Genomic DNA, 18,753 nt, shown 5'->3' with positions numbered 1-18,753 from the left:
GCCGATCGTAGGTGTGCGGGCGTCACCGCCGGACCTCTGGTTAGGCCTTGACTTGGTCAAGACTCTGTCAGTATGCTGGGCCGGTCATCGGTGCCGCCATCCACCCAGGAGCCTCCCATGCCCGGTTCGGACCACTACACGATCATCTCCGCCGACGGCCACGCCGGCGGGAACCACGCCCAGTACCGCGAGTACCTCGACCCCGCGTGGCGCGACGAGTTCGACGCCTGGCGCGGGCGCTACAAGAACCCGTTCCGCGACCTGCAGGACGACGGCCGGAGCCGCAACTGGGACACCGCCCGCCGCAACGCCGACCTCGACGCGGAGGGCGTGGCGGCCGAAGTGCTCTTCCCCAACACGGTGCCGCCGTTCTTCCCGACCGGGGTGGTGATCGCCCCCGCCCCGTCGCCGGAGGACTTCCCGAAGCGCCTCGCCGGGCTCCGGGCCCACAACCGTTGGCTCGTCGACTTCGTGGCCGAGTCCCCGGAGCGTCGAGCCGGGCTCGCGCAGATCGCGCTCAACGACGTGGACGAAGCCGTGGCCGACGTCCGTTGGGCCCACGAGCAGGGCCTGCGGGGCATCCTGCTCCCCGGCGTCTCGCCCGACACCCCCTGGATCGAGCCGCTGTTCTCGGCGGCCTACGACCCGCTGTGGGCGGTGTGCCAGGAGCTGGACATGTCGATCACCCACCACGCGGGCGGCAGCGGCATCCCCAACTACGGGAACCACCCGTCCACCATCACCATCTTCGTGCTCGAGACCGGGTTCTTCGCCAACCGGGCGCTCTGGCACCTCACCATGTCGGGCGTCTTCGAGCGCTTCCCCGGGCTGAAGTTCGTGATGACGGAGCAGGGCGCCTCCTGGCTCCCGCCCACGCTCGCCCGCATGGACGACATCCACGACTCCATGGTGCGGGGGCGCATCGGTGAGCTGCCCGCCAACGCCGTGCTGCCCCACCGCCCCAGCGACTACTTCAAGCGCAACTGCTTCCTCGGCGCCAGCTTCCCCTCGCCCGGCGAGGTCGCCACCTTCCGCGACATCGGGCTCGACAAGGTCATGTGGGGGAGCGACTACCCCCACAACGAGGCGTGCTCGCCGCTGAGCCGTGAGTCGCTGCGCCACAGCTTCGCCGGATGGGCCGAGGAGGACCTGCGCAAGGTCCTGAGCGAGAACCAGGCCGCGGTCTACGGCTTCGACCTCGACAAGCTCCAGGTGATCGCCGACCGCATCGGCCCCACCGTCGACGAGCTGGCCACCCCCCTCGCCGAGGTGCCCGACCACCAGAGCCCGGCCTTCCAGCGGGCCTGACGCCGTGAGCCCCCGCACCGCCGCCCCGCTCCCGACCCCGGCGTCCACCGACGGCACGGTCGCAGGATCGGCCGCCGGCGACGAGGACCTGGCGGCGGTGCGGTTGGGCATCACCCGGCTCCAGCGGCTCCTGTCCAGCCGTCGGGTGCACGGGGGGATGGCCGCCGCCGCCGGGGTGTCGCTCCCGCAACAGGCGCTGCAGGTCCTGCGTGCGTTGGGCGACCAGCCTCCCCAGGCGGTCAGCGACGTGGCCCGGGCGGCACGGATGGACAACGGCGCGGTCAGCCGCCAGCTCAAGGTGCTCGAGGACGAGGGTCTGGTCCGGCGCCGAACCAGCCCGGCCCACGGCAGCATCGTGCTCGTCGAGGCCACCGCCGAGGGGCGTCGGGTCAACCGGCGCTACGAGCTGGTGCGCGGCGGCCACCTGGGTCGAGCGCTGGCGGACTGGACGCCCGAGGAGCGCCACGAGCTCGGGCGCCTCCTCGTCCGCCTCGTCGACGACCTCCAGGCGACCCCCTACCTCGACCCCGAGGCGCCGTAGTCCACGGTTCGGGCGCCGGAGCTCAGTCGGGGGTGACCACCGCCCGGCCGCGGAGTCGACCCTCGTCCATGTCCCCGTACGCCTCGGCCACCCGCTCGAGGGGATAGCGGTCGACGTCGACGCGCAGGCGGCCCTGTTCGGCCAGGGCGATGACGTCGCGGGCGTCGGCGATGTCGGAGCCCTGGAAGGTGAAGAGCTGGCCGTCCTTCGGGAGCACGCTCATGAGGGGCCGGCGGTCGAGGGCCCCGTGCCCCGCGCCGACGAGCCCGAACGCCCCGCCGGGGCGCAGGGCGGCGAGCCCGGCGGCGACGGTGGCGTCGATGCCGACGAAGTCCAGCACGACGTCGGCGCCACCGAGGTCGCGCAACGACGACGCGGTCGTGTCGTCGACGCCGTCGAGGGTGGTCGCCGCGCCGAGCTCGGCGGCGTAGGCGCGCCGTCCGGCCACCGGGTCCACGGCCACCACCGTGGCCGGCGACAGCGCCCCCAGGAGCTGGATGGCGTAGGCGCCGAGGCCTCCGGCGCCCAGCACGACGGCCGTGGAGCCGGGTCGGAGGTGGGGGAGGACCCGGCGCACGGCGTGATACGACGTCGCTCCGGCGTCGGTGAGGGGCCCGGCGAGGACCGGGTCGAGGGTGTCGAGCGTCACGAGCTCGCGGGGATCGGCGACCAGGACGTAGCGGGCGAGGCCGCCGTCGCGGCCGTACCCCCGCCCGGCCAGGCCGTGCGGGCAGATGTTCTGCCGGCCGGCCACGCACGCGTCGCAGGCGCCGCACGAGCTCGGAGAGATGACGGCCACCGCGGTGCCCTCGGCGATGGCGTCGACCCCGGCGCCCACCGCGGCCACGCGTCCGCCCACCTCGTGGCCGAGCGTGAACGGGACCTGCCAGCCGATCGCCTCACCGATGGCGGCCGGCATCTGCCACATGCCCACGTCGGAGTGGCACAGCCCGTTGCCGGCGACCTCGACGAGCACCTGCCCGGGTCCCGGCTCGGGAACAGCCACCTCGACGAGCTCGGGTGCCCGCTCCCAGCCGAGGATCCGGTAGGCGGTCATGGTGTCGCTCATGGGGGCAGCCTGGCACGGCGGGGAGCGACCCGTCGGGCCGCCCGTCGGCCCGCCCGGCGGGCCGGTCGGTGCGGCCCGCCATCGTCGAGGTGGGGCATGATGACCGGCGAGACGACCCAGGAGGTACGGCGTGGCCACGCAGGACCAGGCGATCGAGCAGGCCGAGACGATGTGGGAGCTGGTGGAGGCCCGGGCCGCGCTCACGCCCGACGTCGCCGTGCTGCTCGACGGCGACGACCGGGAGGTCACCTTCGCCGAGCTGCGCGATCGCGCCGAGCGGGTGGCCGCCGGCCTGGCCGGTCTCGGCATCGGCCGCGGCACCCGGGTCACGTGGCAGCTGCCGACCCGCATCGAGACCGTGCTCACGTGCCTCGCCCTCGCCCGACTGGGCGCGGTGCAGAACCCGATCATTCCCATCTACCGCGATCGGGAGGTCGGGTTCGTGATCGCCCAGACCGAGGCCGAGTTCTTCCTGGTCCCCGGTACCTGGAAGGGCTTCGACTTCGTCGAGATGGCCGGGCGGATCGCCGCCGACACCGGGGTCGCCCCGACCGTCGTCGTCACCTACGACGAGCTCCCCGAGGGCGACCCCGCCTCCCTGCCCGCCCCGCCCGACAGCGGCGACGAGGTGCGCTGGATCTACTACACGTCCGGGACGACGTCCGCGCCCAAGGGCGTGAAGCACACCGACGGCACGCTCCTCGCCGGTGGGCTCGGTCTGGCCGACGCCGTCGAGCTCACTCCCGACGACGTGGGTTCGGTGGCGTTCCCCTTCGCCCACATCGCCGGCCCCGACTACCTGATCATGTTGCTCTACCGCGGGTGCGGGGCCGTGCTCGTCGAGGACTTCGCGCTCGACGCCGCCGTCGAGCTCTTCGCCCGGAAGGGTGCCACCATGGCCGGCGGCGGCCCCGCGTTCTACCAGATGTACCTCGCCAAGCAGCGCACGCAACCGGGCACGCCGATCATCCCGTCGCTGCGCCTGCTGTCGGGGGGCGGCGCACCCAAGCCCCCGGAGATGTTCTTCGAGGTGAAACGGGAGATGGGCATCCCGATCTGCCACGGCTACGGCATGACCGAGTGCCCGATGATCGCCCAGGGCGGGCCGTCGGACACCGACGACCAGCTCACCTACACCGACGGCCACCCCGTCACCGCCTGCGACGTGCGCATCGTCACCAGCGAGGGCGTCGTCGCCGCGGCAGGGGTCGACGGCGAGGTGAGGGTCAAGGGGCCCATGGTGTTCAAGGGCTACACCGACTCCTCGCTCGACGCCGACGCCTTCGACGTGGACGGGTACTTCCGCACGGGCGACCTCGGCCACCTCGACGAGTCCGGCCACGTCGTGCTCACCGGTCGCCTCAAGGACGTGATCATCCGCAAGGGCGAGAACATCTCGGCCAAGGAGGTCGAGGACCTCCTCTACCAGCACCCGAAGGTCGGTGACGTCGCGGTCATCGGCCTGCCCGATCCGGAGCGGGGCGAACGGGTCTGCGCCGTGGTCGAGCGGGCCGAGGGCGCCGACGACCTCACCTTCGACGAGATGGTCGAGCACCTGAAGGCCGCGGATCTGATGCGCCAGAAGATCCCCGAGCAGCTGGAAGTCGTCGACGAGCTGCCCCGGAACCAGACGCTGCGCAAGGTCCTCAAGCAGGACCTCCGTGACACCTATCGCGAGAAGCCCTGGCCGTAGCCGCGGTTCGTGCTCTCGTCGAGGTGACCCCGTGGTGCGCGAGTGTCAGCCCGGGAGGGGACCGGGGGCGCCGAAGGGGATGGTCGGGCGCAGCACCGCGAAGGTGGCGTGGGCCACCCAGCTCGGGATCGGCTCCATGCCGAGCCCCCCGCCCGATGCGTGGATGATCATCCCGCCGCCCACGTACATGCCGGTGTGGCCGTCCATGAGGAACACGTCGCCGGGCAGGAGCAGCCTCGGATCGAGCCGATCCGCCACCTTCAGCGCCATGAACGCGGGGTCGGCCTCCATGGCGTAGGTCGTGGCCGGCACCGCGATCCCGATCTTGCGGTACGCACTCCACACGAATCCGGAGCAGTCGAAGAACCCTGCGCCGTAGCGGTTGGTGCCGGGCGGGCAGATCGGGTCCTGGGGGCGGGCCTCCGGTCCGAGGCACTGGGAGTAGGGGGTACCAAGACGGCTCATCGCCCAGTCGATCATCCCGGCCACGTCACCCGGGAACAGCGGAGGTGAGCCGTCGTCGAACTGCGGGACGCCGTCGGCCGCCTGGTACGGATCGTCGGGCACCGCCCCGAGATCGACGCCGGGGATCCGGGAGTACCGGCGGGCGGCGGCGAGGATGATGCGCACCCGCGCCGAGTCCTGCTCGATCTCCCACACCGCCCGCTGCAGCGGAGCGAAGGAGTCGAGGGCGCTGTCGCCCGCACAGAGGCGTTCGGCGACCGGGGCCGACGCCCGTTCGAGGTCGTAGGGGCCACGAGGTTCGCCGGGACCCGGCTCGACGAAGCCCAGCTCGGCGGTCGGGCCGGTCGGTCGGCCGTGGCGCCAGGCCACCCGACCCAGGCCGGCGAGCACCGCGCCGGAGAGGCGACAACCGGGGTCGGTCGAGTTGGCCGTCTCGGCGGCCCGCTTGTAGGCGAGGTAGGCCACGGCCGGCAGGTCGGTGGCCCCGACGGCGGCGAGGGTCTGGTCGGCGGCCACCTCGTCGGCGCCGCGCTGGGCCTCCGCGGCGACACGCTCGGTCTCGGCGGCGTCGGCCGCCCGCTCCGCGGCGACGAGGGCGGCGGCAGCAGACCGGTGCGCCTCCTCGGCGGCCTCGGCGGCCTCGGCGGCCTCGGCGAGGAGGGCCTTGCGGGCGGTGAGCGCGGCCACCATGACCTGGTGGTCGCGGGCCGAGGCCACGCCGTGTCGGACGTAGCTGGCCGCTCCGAGCTGTCCGTAACGGGCGCGCTGGTCGTCGTGGGCGGCACTGGTCCGGTTGCGCTCCGCGGCGGTGCGGGCTTCGAGCTCGGCGGCGTCCTGGCGGCCCGCCAGCGCCGTCGCCGACACCGCCTCGGCGGCCACGACCCGGTCGACCGAAGCCGTGAGGCGCTCCATCGCCGGGGCCACGGCATCGGCCGGATCGTCGGCCCCGACCGGGGGAGTCGGCAGCAGGGTGGCCACGAGCACCGCCGCCGACGCGACGGCGACCCCGATCGACCACGGGCGCGCCCGACCCGAGCGGGCGCGCGGGAACAGACCGAACATCACGTCCATAGTGTCGGCAGGCAAGGTGGAGCAATTGAGGCGCGCGGGTGGACGGACACCGACGGCCGCGTGAACGGCGTGCGCCCGGGAGGAGGGCCGATGTGGGGAACGGGGGGGTTGTCCTCTACCGTGGTCGGTGAGGCGGTCACATCCGACCGCCTCGTACACGTAGAGAGAGAAATCAGTTGACTACTGGAACCGTGAAGTTCTTCAACAACGAGAAGGGCTTCGGCTTCATCTCCAGGGAGCAGGGCGACGATGTGTTCGTGCACTTCTCCAACATCCAGGGCTCCGGCTACAAGACCCTCGAAGAGGGTCAGCAGGTCGAGTTCGACGTGGCGCCCGGCCGGAAGGGCGAGGAAGCCCAGAACGTCCGCCCCATCTGACCTTCGGGTCGACCGGAGCTGCCGGCCCTCCGGGCCGGCAGCTCCATGCAGTTTCTGCCCGGGTAGAGGAAAGGCGGTGTCCGATGGGGGCACAGCGCACGAGTTTCGAGAAGTTGCAGAGGGATCGGGCCAAGAAGGCCAAGGCCGCGAGCAAGCGGGAGAAGCGCCAGGGGCGGGGCGAGGCCGAGGACGGCACGCCCATCGAGGCCCCCGACACCGCCGCGCTGCTCGCCGATGACGGTCACGAGCTGACCGCCGGCGAGCTGTTGGCTCTGGTCGAGGAGTTGCACCGCCAGTACGAGGCCAAGGAGATCGAGTTCGACGAGTTCGAGGAGCGCAAGATCGAGCTGCTCGAACGCCTCCAGGTCGACTGAGGCCCGATCGGTCGGTCAGTCCAGGTCGGCCAGCGCGAGCTGCCAGCGCTGGGCGCGCAGCACGTTGCGGCGCTTCCAGAACGGTGTCTTCCAGTGCTTGATCCGCTTCGGCCCGATGGCCTCGGGCTCGCTCACCGCGTCGTCGTAGCCGTGGCGACGGATCGCTTCGGCGACCACCAGCTCGTCGAGGTCGAGCCCGTGGGCCGCCTGGTGGAGTTGGACGTGGGCGAGGTGGCGCACCTTCCGGTGCTCGACCCTGCGCATCGTCCGGCCGGGCAGGACCCGTCGGTCTCGGCGACCTCCACGATGCCGTGCTCCCATGGGCGGACCTCCTGGGGACGGGGGCCCCGCCGGGACGGCGGTGACCCGCTGTCGGACCATCTTGGCCCGGTTGGCGACGGCGTGCCAGGGATCCCGTCGAAGGTGCCGGTGCGACGAGCCGGGATCAGCGGCTGAGGGTGACCGGCCGGCTCTTGGCGACCTCTTCGAAGAAGTCGTTCCCCTTGTCGTCCACCACCACGAAGGCCGGGAAGTCCTCGACTTCGATGCGCCACACCGCTTCCATGCCGAGCTCGGGGTACTCGAGGACCTCGACCTTGCGGATGCAGTCGAGGGCCAGCCGGGCGGCCGGCCCGCCGATCGACCCCAGGTAGAAGCCGCCGTGGCGGGCGCACGCCTCGGTGACAGCCCGCGAGCGGTTCCCCTTGGCGAGCATGACGAGGCTGCCGCCGTGCTCCTGGAAGAGGTCGACGTAGGAGTCCATCCGCCCCGCCGTGGTGGGGCCGAAGCTGCCCGAGGCGTAGCCGTCGGGCGTCTTGGCCGGCCCGGCGTAGTAGACGCAGTGGTCGAGCATGTACTGCGGCAGCCCCTCCCCGGCGTCGATGCGCTCCTTCAGCTTGGCGTGGGCGATGTCGCGGGCCACGATCATCGGCCCGGTGAGCGAGACCCGGGTCTTCACCGGCAGACGGGACAGCTCGGAGCGGATCTCCGCCATCGGTCGGGTCAGGTCGATCCGGACGACGTCGTCGTCGAGGTGCTCGTCGGTGACCTCGGGCAGGTACTGCGCCGGGTCGTGCTCGAGCTGTTCGAGGAAGACCCCGTCGGCGGTGATCCTGCCGAGGGCCTGGCGGTCTGCGGAGCACGACACGGCGATGGCCACCGGGCACGACGCACCGTGACGGGGGAGGCGGATCACCCGCACGTCGTGACAGAAGTACTTCCCGCCGAACTGGGCACCGATGCCGGACTGCTGGGAGACCTTCAGGATCTCGAGCTCGAGGTCCAGGTCGCGGAAGCCCCGGCCGAGCTCGTTGCCGGTCGTGGGCAGGCTGTCGAGGTAGCGCGCCGAGGCGAGTTTCGCGGTCTTCAGCGCGTACTCCGCGGAGGTGCCGCCCACCACGAGGGCGAGGTGGTACGGCGGGCACGCCGACGTCCCGAGCAGGTCCATCTTGGTGGCCACGAACTCGAGGAGGCTCCGGGGGTTGAGGAGGGCCTTGGTCTCCTGGAAGAGGTAGCTCTTGTTCGCCGAGCCGCCGCCCTTGGCCATGAAGAGGAGCTTGTACTCCGACCCGTCGACCGCGGCGATCTCGATCTCCGCCGGGAGGTTCGTGCCGGTGTTCTGCTCCCGGTACATGTCGAGGGGGGCCATCTGCGAGTAGCGCAGGTTGGAGGTCTGGTAGGTGTCGAAGACCCCCCGGGCGATGGCGGCCTCGTCGCCGCCGCCCGTCATCACGAACTGGCCCTTCTTGCCCTTCACGATCGCCGTGCCCGTGTCCTGGCAGGACGGGAGCACGCCCCCGGCGGCGATGTTGGCGTTGCGCAGCAGGTCGAGGGCCACGAAACGGTCGTTGCCGGAGGCCTCGGGGTCGTCGAGGATCGACGACAGCTGGGCGAGGTGACCGGGACGCAGGAAGTGGGCGATCTCGCGCATGGCCTCGGCGGTGAGCAGGGTGAGGGCCTCGTGGTCGACCTGCAGGAACGGCCCGAGCGGTGTGTCGACGGTGGCGACCCCCTCGGTCGTCAGGAGGCGGTACGGGGTGGTGTCCTGCCCGAGGGGGAGCAGGTCCTGATGGGTGAACTCGGCCATGGCGCCAAGGTACCGCCGTGCCGCGGACGCCCGAACCCTCGAGCGGGGTCCGCGCATCGTGAGCGGGTCGCCGACGGGTCGTTAGTCTCTGGCGGTTCGTCACCGGTCCCGGGAGGATCGAGCCCATGCGTGCCGTCGTCATCTACGAGAGCCTCACCGGCAACACGGCCAAGGCCGCCGGTCACATCGCCGCCGGGTTGCGGGCCGAGGGGGTGAGCTCCGTCGTGTGCCCCGTCGCCGCCATCGACTACCAGGCGCTGGCCGACGCGGACCTCGTCATCGTGGGCAGCTGGACCGACGGGCTGTTCTTCTTCGGCCAGCGCCCCGCCAAGGCGGCCCGACTCGGCCAGATGCCGTTCATCACCGGTAAGACCGCCGCGGTGTTCTGCACCTACGCCCTCGACACCGGACCCACGCTCGACAAGCTCAGCGCCATCGTCGCAGACCGGGGCGGTGACGTGATCGGCGGGATGGCGATCAAACGGAACCGCCTCGAGGAGGGCAGCCGCGAGTTCGTCGAGCGCATCCTCGGGGTGGTCAGCGCCGCCTCGTGAGCGCCATCGGCCGGTCCGCCCCCTGCGCCGGTCGGATCAACCCGGCTCGGTGAGCACCCGGTAGACGGACAACAGGATGCGTCGACCGTCCTCGTCGAGGCGGGGGTCCTGCTCGATGGCGCCGGGGACGCTCGTGACCGCCCGTGCGTCGAGCGGCAGGTAGCCGAGCAGGCGCGACAGGGTGCCGGGCTTCGTCCCGAGCGCCTCCTCGATCGCCCAGACCTTGGGGCGCGTCGGCTCGGTGTCGCCGTTCACCCACATCGTGACCGCGGAGGCGGTGTAGGGCCGGCTGCCGTCCCCCATCTCGCAGCGCGCCACCTCGCTCCCGAGCCAGGCCCGGCTGCGGCCCTGGTCCTCGAGACGTTGGCGTACCGCTCGACCGAAGGCCTGTCGTTGTTCCTCGGTCGTGTCCATCCTGCTCCCCGCCCGCCGCCGTCGTGCGGGACCCCGGCGGTTCCACTCCACCGCTCGCCGTGGTGTTGCTACTACAGCTCTCGCAAGGGTCGCAAGCGATCGACAAGCCCTGCTGACGCAGACCGGTCCCCCCCCCCCCCCGGAGCGGGCGGCGATCCCGGTGACGCCCTCCGCGTCAGCGCGCCGTGCCCAGGTCGGCGATGATCCGCTCGCCGGTGCGCCTCCCGGAGAACATCGCCCCCTGGATGGACGCGGTGTCGCGATGGTCGCCGCACACGTAGCGCCCGTCGCCGAGCGCCACGCGGCGGCGGGGCAGGAGAGGAGGCCGCTGGTCGGGCTGGCCGTGGGGGATCACGTCCATCCGCACCGTCTCCCACTCCTCGACGGCCCCCCCGAACCAGGTGCGCATCTGGGCGGTCGTGGTCTCCTCGAGGCCCGGCCCGAGGGCGGCGGGGCCGGGGACGGCGGCGACGACGAGGTGTCGGCCCGGCGGGGCGTACCCCGGGGCGACCTCGCTCATGACGGCCACGTTGCGGGCCGGACCGGACCGATCGCCGTCGAGGAGGAGTGCCGTGCCCCGTCGGGGTGGTTCCGGCGTGGCGTACCAGAGCGCCGCCACCGGGCGGGAGCCCGGATCGGGGAGCCCGAGCAGGCGGGAGGCCACCGGACCGGCGGTCGCCACCACGAGGGCACGGCCCTCCACCCGCCGTCCGTCGGGCAGGACCGCAGCACGGCCCTCGATCCGCTCGACCGGGTGGTCGAGCCGGACGACGCCGTCGGCCAGCCCGCCGGCGATCTGGGCGGGGAGGGCGCCCATGCCCTGCGCGGGGACGCCCGTGGCGCCCACGGCGAGCATCCGCAGGATCATCTCGAAGCGCCGCGAGGACACCTCCAGTGCGGGGTCGAGCTGGATGCCGGCGAAGAGGGGTCGGAAGAACCGCTCGACGATCACGGGGCTGAACCCGGCGTCGTCGAGGCGTTCGAGGGTGGTCCGGTCGGGACGGCGCAACAGGTCGCGGGCCGGGCCGCGGACCACGGACGCCACCAGGGCCAGCACCCTGACCTTGTCGGCCAGCGTCCCGATCGGCGCCCGCACCGTGGTGAGCGCCTGCCACGGGGCGCGCCGGGGGTCGCCCACCCGATGGAACACCCCGTCCACGCGCACCACGGCCCCCGGCTCGAAGGGGCGGAGGTCGAGGGCGGGGACGTCGATCCAGCGCTCGAGCTCCGGGTACGCGGTGAGCAGGACCTGGAACCCCCTGTCCAGCCGGAAGCCGTCCACCCGGTCCGTGCGAACCCGACCGCCCACCCCGTCCGACGCCTCGAGCACGACCACGTCGAGCCCGGCCGCGGCGAGGGTGCGCGCGGCCACCAGGCCGGCGAGTCCCGCCCCGATGACGACGACGTCGTGGTCCATGACGCCCGACGCTACCCAGCGGGGCCGGGCTCCGGGTCGGTCCGGATCGACCCCTGCCAGGCCGTCGTTCGGTACCCTCGACGGAGGTGGGCGAGGACGGCGAGCGACTCGATCAGCGGATCCCCGAGCCCGAGCTGATGGAGGACCCGGCCCAGGCCGCCGCGTACGCCGCCGCCGACTTCGCGGCCGCGCACGACGCCCTCGTCCGAGACCTCCTCGACCGGCACCCGGGCGTGCGGGACCGTCGCCTACGCGTCGTCGACCTCGGGTGCGGGCCCGCCGACGTGACGGTGCGGCTCGCCCGGGCGCTGCCGGGCGCGACGATCGCAGGCGTGGACGCCGGGCCGGCGATGCTCGGCCACGGCCGGGACCGGGTGCGCGACGCGCACCTCGCCGAGCGCGTCGTGCTGCACCTCGCACGGGTGGACGCGGCGCTCGGCGCGAGCATCGGCCCCGCCGACCTCGTGGTCTCGAACAGCCTCCTCCACCACCTCCGTGACCCTGGCGACCTTTGGGCGGCCGTGGCGGCGCTCGCCGTCCCCGGCACGCTCGTCCACGTCGCCGACCTGTCCCGCCCGGTCACGTCCGCCGAGGTGGACGACCTCGTGGCCCGCGAGGCGGCCGGCGAGCCCGAGGTCCTCCGGGAGGACTTCCGGCGTTCCCTGCGAGCTGCGTACCGACCCGCCGAGGTCGAGGACCAGCTCCGTCGTGCCGGCCTGCTGGGAGCGCTCCACGTGACGGCGGTCCCCGATCGCCATCTCGTCGTGTGGGGTCAGCTGTGACCCCGACCATGGTGGGCGGCGCCCTACGCTCGGTCGCCGTGCCCTGTCGGACCACACCGTGAGCGACACCGACGACGCGCCGGTGCCACCGGGTCGTCGTGTGATCGGTCGGTCGGCGGACGCCGAGTCCCGCAAGGTGGTGGTGGGCGGTTCGGCGGCTCCGGCCGGGGCCGCTCCGCCGCCGCCGTCGCCTGAGCCGTCGCCCCCGGCGCCTCCCGGTCCGGCGCCATGGAACGTGGCGGACCCGGGGCGGGCCGCACGGCGGGTCACCGTGCTGGGCCGCAGCTCGGGGAGCGGCGCCCTGCCGGCGCCCGTCCGAGCGGCAGCGGTCGCACCACCGCCACCGGCGCCGCCGGCGTCGCCGCCGGGGGGTCGGGCCCCTCGGCCGCCGCGACCGGCACCCACCCCGAGCGCCCCGCGCTCGAGACCCCCGTGGCGCAGGATCGTCGCCCTGGCCCTCGGGTTCGTCGTCCTCGTCCCTGTGCTCGCTCTCCTGTTCGGCTGGTGGCAGTTCTCACGGATCGCGACCGTGGACGTGTCCGCGGCGCTCGCCCCGCAGGCGGGCGCGGGGACGAACTACCTCATCGTCGGCACCGACTCGCGGGAGGGCATCGATCCCTCGTCCCCCAACGCCGGGGCGTTCCTCGACGAAGGCGTCGCCGGGTCCCGCACCGACACGATCATGGTGCTGCGCGTCGGCGGTGGGCCGACGACACTGCTGTCGATCCCCCGCGACCTCTGGGTGACCGACCCGGCCACGGGCGACAAGGGACGCATCAACTCCACCTTCGCCGCCGGCCCGGCGAACCTGATCACGGCGGTCGAGCAGCTCGGCATCCCCGTCAACCACTACATGGAGATCGACTTCGTGAGCTTCGCGGGGCTCGTCGACGCCATCGGGGGGATCACCGTCGAGTTCCCCGCACCGGCCCGGGACGCCAACTCGGGGCTCCAGGTCGACGAGGCCGGCCCCGTCACCCTCGACGGGGACCAGGCGCTGGCCTACGTGCGCAGCCGCTACTACGAACAGCTCGTCGACGGTCGTTGGCAGGCCGACCCGACCGGCGACATCGGCCGGACCGAGCGCCAGCGGGCGTTCCTCACCACCCTGCTCGGATCCGTGGCCGACACCCGCAACCCGCTCGCCCTCGCCCGCATCCCCGGCGCGGTGGGCGGCGGGATGCGCATCGACGACGACCTCACCTACTTCGGCGCGCTGCGTCTGGGCTGGGCGCTGAGAGGCGCGTCGCCGGTGGCGGTGACCCTCCCGGTCACCCCACGGACCACGACCGGCGGCGCCGCCGTCCTCGAGCTGGGCCCCGGCGCCGACGAGGTGTTCGCCGGGTTCTCCCGGTGAGGTGGCGGGGCGCGATGCGCCGAGACCCACGGTGAACCGCGACGAGGGGCGCACCACCCCGCTCTGGCTGTCGCACCACTGGCCCGAGGACTACGACCGCTGCGTGCGCGTCGGGCGCGCCCACGTGTGTCGGCGGTGCACGGTGCTCTACCCGCTCGCCTTCGCGGTCCTGGCCCTCGCCCTGCTGGGCGCCCGCTTCCCCGAGGCGTTCGGGATCGTCGCGCTCGTCGTGCTGCCGCTCCCGGCGCTGGTCGACTTCGTGGCGGAGCACCTGGGATGGTGGGCACCGTCGCCCCGTCGTCTCGTGGCGGTCACGGTGCCGCTCGGCGTGGGCCTCGGGGTCGGGTTCGCCCGTTACCTCGAGAACCCTGCGGATCCGTGGTTCTGGGGCGTGGTGGTGTGCTACGCGGCGATCGCCCTCCTGGCCGCCCTCACCGGTCGGCGCCGCAGCGGGCACCCCTGAGTGCTCAGTCGGTGATGCTCAAGAAGATGTGATCGGGCTTCGTGGCCGCAGCCTCGAGCACCTCGAAGGCGTTCTCGACCACCGGCACCAGGTCCTGGTGGTGGCGGAACGCCCCACGCTCGAGCCGGCGCATCCGCTCGAGCCCGGCGGCGATGTCGTCGTCGTGGAGCCACCCCTTGTTGCCCAGGCGCATGAGCGGCGAGAGCTCGGCGACCACGGCGTCGGGCGCGAACGACGCGGCGAGGTCGAGCAGCTCACGGCCCCGCGCCAGGCGGCGGGCCTCGCTCGGCGGCCAGCCCAGATCGGGGAAGCGCCGGCGCATCAGGTCGGGCGAGCGGAACGCCCGGGTGGGGATGAGGTACGGCGCCATCAACACCCGGTACCACTCGACGAGGTGACCGGGCTCGGGGGCCAGCAGCCAGTCCTCGGGATCCGACAGGGGGAGCAGCTCGAGGTAGGAGCGCACGACGGGATCGGGTTGCTCCCAGACGAGCACGGCCTCGTCCCGCCAGGCCAGGGTGCCGTCGCCGCGTCGGCGCCGGGCCTCCAGGTCGAGGTGGAACTCGACCGGGTCCAACATCCAGGCTCGACTGACCATGGTCATCCGGACACCTCCCCGATGTTCGACGCCTCACCAATGCTGACGCGGTCGGCTCGCTCGGAGGTGGATGGTCAGCCGGGCGCGGTCAACGCTCCCACGAGCGCCTCGACGACCGGTCTGATCGGGGGAGCGGGCGTCGCCTCGATGGAGTCGATGGTGCAGAAGGCGTCGGTGCCGAAGGCTCGGCCCTGCAGCGTGATCAGCACCGAGCACGTCGGGCCGCCCTCGAAGCGGACGAGCACCTCGAGGATCCCGAGGTGGCGGTCGACGTAGCCGACGCTGCCCACCGTCGCGGCGGCGTCGAGCAGCAGCGCGAAGGCTTCGGCGGCGGGCGCCTCGATGGCGATCGTGTCCCCGTCCACGGCGTCCGCGGCGACCTGGTCCGACGACCACCGTGGCGCCGGGCGGGCCGGCGGCTCGGGGAGGTCGGTGGCGGTCGGCGTCACCTCGGGGACGACCCCGGCGCCACCGGCCAGGACCGCCGAGCGGACCGTGGCGAACGCCGTCGTCACCCGGGCGGTGCGCTCGGTGGCGAGGGGTCGGTCCACGACATCGGGGTGGTTGGACCGCACCAGGGCCCGGTACGCCGTGCGCACCTCCGCCATGGGGGTCCCCGGTGCGACCCCGAGGACCGTGAGCGCCTCGGTGAGCGTCATCTCCGCCATCAGCGGGCCGGGCTGGCCAGGACGGCCTGGGAACCCACGACGGTCGAACCGTCGGCCGCGGCCAGGACCAGCAGCACCGGGTGGGCCGACCCGTCGCACGGGAGGGTGAGGTCCACCGGGCCGGCGACGGGCACCGGGGCGTCGAGCGTCGCCCCGTCGACGACGATCGTGGCGCCGACCGCCCCGGACGCCGTCCACTCGGCGCGGGCGGTGAACTCCGTCCCGTCGCAGGTGAGGGGAGCCCGCACCGCGAAGCTCTCGATGCGCAGACCCTCCGCAGGTGCCGCGGAGGGGGCGGGGGCGGAGGGCGTCGGCGTCGAACCGGGTGCGCTGGTGGGCGCCGTCGGGTCGAGCTCGGTGGGCAGGGTCACCGGCGAGGTGACGGCCGGCGGCTCGGCGCCGGGGTCACCGCTGCACCCTGCGAGGAACGCGACGGCCGCGGCGGCGACGAGCAGGGTCATGGGTCCGCGGCGACGCACGCACGAAGGGTACGGCGACCTCCCCGAGGGGTCACAACCGTCGCCCGTGCACCCGGCTGCTCCCGGCGTGCGAGCATCGGCCGGTGTTCACCGACCTCGTCGCCCGAGATCCCGACGCGGCGGCGCTCGACGACGGGACGCGACGTCGCACCCGCGGTGAGCTCCTCGACCGGGCCACCCGGCTGGGACGGCTCCTCGAGTTCCTCGGCGTCGGGACGGGCGGACATGTCGCCGCCCTCTGGGGCAACCGGGTCGAGGTGGTCGAGGCGGTCCTGGCGGCCACCCTCTCGGGCGCGTGGCTCACGCCGGTCAACCGCCACCTCACCCTCGACGAGGTCCGCTACGTGCTCGACGACTCGGGGGCGACCGTGGTGCTCGCCGATCCCGAGCACGAGGAGCTCGCCCGTCGGGCCGCCGGGAACAGGAACGTGGTGGTCGCCGGCGACGACCTGGACGACCGGCTCGCCGCGACCACGACCACGCCGTACCCGCTCAGCGGGCCGGCCGGCGGGACGATGTTCTACACGAGCGGCACCACCGGGCGTCCGAAGGGCGTGCGTCGGTGGGTCGCCTCGGACCTGGGGGCCCAGCTGCGGGCACTGGCCGCCTCGGGTCGTCCCCTCGGGCTGACCGGCGCAGGCCCCCATCTGGTCACCGGCCCGCTGCACCACGCCGCACCGTTGGGCTTCGCGCTGTTCGACCTCCACAACGGTGCGCCGCTCGTGCTCATGCCCCGCTGGGACGAGCGCACCTTCCTCGAGCTGGTCGACCGGCACCACGTGACGACGACGCACCTCGTCCCGACGATGTTCGTCCGCCTGCTGCGGCTGCCCGACGAGGAGCGCGCCCGGTTCGACGGCTCCTCGCTGCGCACGGTGCTGCACGGGGCGGCGCCCGTCGCGCCCGGTGTCAAGCACCGCATGATCGACTGGTGGGGCCCGATCCTCGTCGAGTACTGGGGGGGGAGCGAGGGGGGCTACGTCACCGTGGCCACCACGCAGGAGTGGCTCGACCACCCCGGCACCGTCGGGCGGCCGGTGTCCACCTACGAGGTCTACGCCGGGGACACCGCGGGCGCACCGCTCCCCACCGGTGACGAGGGCCTGCTCTGGTGTCGCAACGTCCTCTCGGACCGCGTCTTCGAGTACCACAACGCCCCGGAGAAGACCGCGGCGGCGTTCGCCTCCCCCGGGGTGTACACGCTCGGCGACATCGGACGGGTCGACGACGACGGGTTCGTGCACCTCTCGGACCGGGCTGCCGACATGATCATCACCGGGGGGATGAACGTCTACCCCACTGAGGTGGCCCAGGTGCTCGCCGACCACCCCGCGGTGGCTGACGTGGCCGTGTTCGGCGTCCCCGACGAGGAGTGGGGGGAGCAGGTCAAGGCGGCGGTGGAGCTGCTCGGCGACCGTCGTCCCTCCGAGGAGCTGGCCGAGGAGATCCTGGCCTTCGCCCGTGAACGCCTGGCCGGCTACAAGGTGCCCCGCTCCGTCGACTTCGAGGAGGCCCTGCCCCGTTTCACGACGGGCAAGCTGCACACCCGCGTGCTGCGGGACCGCTACTGGCCCGAAGGTGGGCGCCGCATCTGAGCAGAGGTCCGGACGTTCAGGTGGTGGGCGCGACGGGGCCGTCGTGGAGGACGGCCGACAGCAACCGGGCGAACCACTCCGGGTCGTCGACACCGCACAGCTCACGAGCGGAGTGCATGGAGAGCTGGGCGACGCCGACGTCGACCGTGTCGATCCCCAGACGGGTGGCGGTGACCGGCCCGATCGTCGAGCCGCACGGCATGTCGGTGCGGGACACGAAGTCCTGGAGGGGCACGCCGACGGACTCGGCCGCCGCCCGCACCCTCGCCGCCCCGATCGCATCCGTCGCGTAGCGGGCGTTGGCGTTGGCTTTCAGCACCGGACCGGCGTTCGGGGCGACGTGGTGCTCGGGCTCGTGGCGTTCGGCGTAGTTGGGGTGCGTGGCGTGCGCTCCGTCGGCGGAGACGCAGATCGACGCGGCGAGTGCCCGGAACCACTCGTCGCGCCCGAGCCCCGCCGCCGAGGCGATCCGCTCGAGCGTGGTGGCGAGCATCGGGCCGGCGGCGCCGGTGGTGGTGGCGCTGCCCACCTCCTCGTGGTCGAACAGGCAGATCACCGGCACCGGTCGAGGGCCCTCCTCCCGCGTGGCCACGGTCCGGAGCATGGCGTCCACCGCGGCATGGCAGGACAGTAGGTTGTCGATGCGGGCGCCGGCGAGCAGTGAGCGGTCGACACCGAGCACGGTCGCCGGGGTGAGGTCGTGGAGCATCACGTCGTGGGCCAGGACGTCGGCAGGGGCCACGTCCGCCCGCTCGGCCAACAGGGCGACCAGGTCGCCGACGCCCACCGGGCCCGTGCCCCACAGCGGCACCATGTGGCGCTGTGGGTCGAGCACCAGGCCCTTGTCGTTCACGCCCCGGTCGAGGTGGATGGCGAGCTGGGCGACGCGCAGGAGCGGCCGGTCATCGCGGACGAGGCGGACCTCGGGACCGTGGCGACCCCGGACCGTCACGCGTCCGGACAGCCCGAGGTCTCGGTCCAGCCAGGAGTTCAGCAGCGCACCGCCGTAGACCTCCACGCCGACCTGTCGCCAACCGTGGCCCCCCGTGTCGGCGTGCGGCTTGACGCGCAGGTTCGGTGAGTCCGTGTGGGCGCCGACCAGGTGGAACCCCTGCGCAGGGTGGCGGTCGTCACCCACCACCCATGCGACGAGGGCGCCGCCCCGGGCCACGTAGCGCCGCCCCGGACCGACCGGCCACTCGTCGGCCTCGAGCACCTGCTGGAAGCCGGCCCCGTCGAGCCGGCGGGCGCACTCCTGCACGGCGTGGTACGGCGACGGGGCGGCGTCGAGGAAGGCGCACAAGTCGGCGGCCTGGGTCGTGAACGACGCCGCGCCGTCGCCGGCCGGGGGGGTGGTGCGGTCGGACCGGTCGGGTGCAGCCACCCGGGCACCCTAACGCCCTCGATCCGTCCCGACGTGAGCCACGAACCCTCGCTCCCGG

20 protein-coding genes are annotated in these 18,753 nt (G+C 73.3%); 10 read left to right on the top strand and 10 right to left on the bottom strand.

Annotated elements, in window-relative coordinates:
- Positions 1-117: 117 nt before the first annotated feature.
- On the top strand, positions 118-1,308 hold the full coding sequence (locus MUE36_06080; GenBank protein MCU0310492.1) for an amidohydrolase: 1,191 nt from the start codon (positions 118-120) through the stop codon (positions 1,306-1,308).
- 4 nt (positions 1,309-1,312) lie between these two features.
- Positions 1,313-1,849 carry a MarR family transcriptional regulator gene (locus tag MUE36_06075; protein MCU0310491.1) on the top strand — a complete coding sequence of 179 codons (537 nt, stop codon included), beginning with the start codon at positions 1,313-1,315 and terminating at the stop codon, positions 1,847-1,849.
- Between the two features lie 22 nt (positions 1,850-1,871).
- Here MUE36_06075 and MUE36_06070 read toward each other — a convergent pair whose 3' ends face one another.
- Positions 1,872-2,918, bottom strand: a complete 1,047-nt coding sequence (locus MUE36_06070; protein MCU0310490.1) for an alcohol dehydrogenase catalytic domain-containing protein — start codon at positions 2,916-2,918, stop codon at positions 1,872-1,874.
- A gap of 130 nt (positions 2,919-3,048) precedes the next feature.
- Between MUE36_06070 and MUE36_06065 the strand changes: the two genes are divergently transcribed.
- Positions 3,049-4,611 (top strand): AMP-binding protein, encoded by a 1,563-nt coding sequence (locus tag MUE36_06065; protein MCU0310489.1) that lies wholly within the window; start codon positions 3,049-3,051, stop codon positions 4,609-4,611.
- A gap of 45 nt (positions 4,612-4,656) precedes the next feature.
- Here the strand turns inward: MUE36_06065 and MUE36_06060 are convergent, their stop codons facing one another.
- Positions 4,657-5,076 carry a C40 family peptidase gene (locus MUE36_06060; GenBank protein ID MCU0310488.1) on the bottom strand — a complete coding sequence of 140 codons (420 nt, stop codon included), beginning with the start codon at positions 5,074-5,076 and terminating at the stop codon, positions 4,657-4,659.
- Positions 5,077-6,323: 1,247 nt separating this feature from the next.
- On the opposite strand from MUE36_06060, the gene MUE36_06055 reads away from it, so the two are divergent.
- Both MUE36_06055 and MUE36_06050 read left to right on the top strand, forming a co-directional pair.
- Positions 6,324-6,524 (top strand): cold-shock protein, encoded by a 201-nt coding sequence (locus tag MUE36_06055; GenBank protein MCU0310487.1) that lies wholly within the window; start codon positions 6,324-6,326, stop codon positions 6,522-6,524.
- 83 nt (positions 6,525-6,607) lie between these two features.
- Positions 6,608-6,898 (top strand): hypothetical protein, encoded by a 291-nt coding sequence (locus MUE36_06050; GenBank protein MCU0310486.1) that lies wholly within the window; start codon positions 6,608-6,610, stop codon positions 6,896-6,898.
- A 15-nt stretch (positions 6,899-6,913) separates the two neighbouring features.
- Here MUE36_06050 and MUE36_06045 read toward each other — a convergent pair whose 3' ends face one another.
- Positions 6,914-7,162 (bottom strand): hypothetical protein, encoded by a 249-nt coding sequence (locus MUE36_06045; protein ID MCU0310485.1) that lies wholly within the window; start codon positions 7,160-7,162, stop codon positions 6,914-6,916.
- 181 nt (positions 7,163-7,343) lie between these two features.
- Positions 7,344-8,984 carry a fumarate hydratase gene (locus MUE36_06040; protein MCU0310484.1) on the bottom strand — a complete coding sequence of 547 codons (1,641 nt, stop codon included), beginning with the start codon at positions 8,982-8,984 and terminating at the stop codon, positions 7,344-7,346.
- A gap of 125 nt (positions 8,985-9,109) precedes the next feature.
- Here MUE36_06040 and MUE36_06035 point away from each other — a divergent pair, with 125 nt between their 5' ends.
- Positions 9,110-9,538, top strand: coding sequence for a flavodoxin domain-containing protein (locus MUE36_06035; GenBank protein MCU0310483.1), 429 nt, complete (start codon positions 9,110-9,112; stop codon positions 9,536-9,538).
- A gap of 36 nt (positions 9,539-9,574) precedes the next feature.
- Here the strand turns inward: MUE36_06035 and MUE36_06030 are convergent, their stop codons facing one another.
- Positions 9,575-9,952 carry a helix-turn-helix domain-containing protein gene (locus tag MUE36_06030; GenBank protein MCU0310482.1) on the bottom strand — a complete coding sequence of 126 codons (378 nt, stop codon included), beginning with the start codon at positions 9,950-9,952 and terminating at the stop codon, positions 9,575-9,577.
- A gap of 175 nt (positions 9,953-10,127) precedes the next feature.
- A complete protein-coding gene (locus tag MUE36_06025; protein MCU0310481.1) occupies positions 10,128-11,369 on the bottom strand; it encodes an FAD-dependent oxidoreductase in 1,242 nt (413 codons plus the stop codon).
- Between the two features lie 86 nt (positions 11,370-11,455).
- Between MUE36_06025 and MUE36_06020 the strand changes: the two genes are divergently transcribed.
- From MUE36_06020 to MUE36_06010, 3 genes are all read left to right on the top strand, one after another.
- Positions 11,456-12,151: a class I SAM-dependent methyltransferase gene (locus MUE36_06020; GenBank protein ID MCU0310480.1), complete on the top strand. Its 696-nt coding sequence runs from the start codon at positions 11,456-11,458 to the stop codon at positions 12,149-12,151.
- Between the two features lie 529 nt (positions 12,152-12,680).
- Positions 12,681-13,508: an LCP family protein gene (locus MUE36_06015; protein ID MCU0310479.1), complete on the top strand. Its 828-nt coding sequence runs from the start codon at positions 12,681-12,683 to the stop codon at positions 13,506-13,508.
- A 31-nt stretch (positions 13,509-13,539) separates the two neighbouring features.
- Entirely contained in the window at positions 13,540-13,971 is a 432-nt protein-coding gene (locus MUE36_06010; GenBank protein MCU0310478.1) for a hypothetical protein, read from the top strand.
- A 4-nt stretch (positions 13,972-13,975) separates the two neighbouring features.
- Here MUE36_06010 and MUE36_06005 read toward each other — a convergent pair whose 3' ends face one another.
- From MUE36_06005 to MUE36_05995, 3 genes are all read right to left on the bottom strand, one after another.
- Positions 13,976-14,575, bottom strand: a complete 600-nt coding sequence (locus tag MUE36_06005; GenBank protein ID MCU0310477.1) for a hypothetical protein — start codon at positions 14,573-14,575, stop codon at positions 13,976-13,978.
- Positions 14,576-14,643: 68 nt separating this feature from the next.
- Positions 14,644-15,228 carry a hypothetical protein gene (locus MUE36_06000; protein ID MCU0310476.1) on the bottom strand — a complete coding sequence of 195 codons (585 nt, stop codon included), beginning with the start codon at positions 15,226-15,228 and terminating at the stop codon, positions 14,644-14,646.
- An 8-nt stretch (positions 15,229-15,236) separates the two neighbouring features.
- Positions 15,237-15,716 carry a hypothetical protein gene (locus MUE36_05995; GenBank protein MCU0310475.1) on the bottom strand — a complete coding sequence of 160 codons (480 nt, stop codon included), beginning with the start codon at positions 15,714-15,716 and terminating at the stop codon, positions 15,237-15,239.
- An 83-nt stretch (positions 15,717-15,799) separates the two neighbouring features.
- On the opposite strand from MUE36_05995, the gene MUE36_05990 reads away from it, so the two are divergent.
- Entirely contained in the window at positions 15,800-17,311 is a 1,512-nt protein-coding gene (locus MUE36_05990) for an AMP-binding protein (protein MCU0310474.1), read from the top strand.
- A gap of 16 nt (positions 17,312-17,327) precedes the next feature.
- On the opposite strand, the gene MUE36_05985 is transcribed toward MUE36_05990, so the two are convergent.
- A complete protein-coding gene (locus tag MUE36_05985; GenBank protein ID MCU0310473.1) occupies positions 17,328-18,695 on the bottom strand; it encodes a M18 family aminopeptidase in 1,368 nt (455 codons plus the stop codon).
- Positions 18,696-18,753 lie beyond the last annotated feature (58 nt).

It is taken from the genome of Acidimicrobiales bacterium (assembly GCA_025455885.1).
Classification (GTDB): Bacteria; Actinomycetota; Acidimicrobiia; order Acidimicrobiales; family Acidimicrobilacustridaceae; genus Rhabdothermincola_A.
The sequence above is the reverse complement of the archived record's forward strand: the minus strand, read 5'-3'. Positions and strand labels throughout refer to the sequence as shown.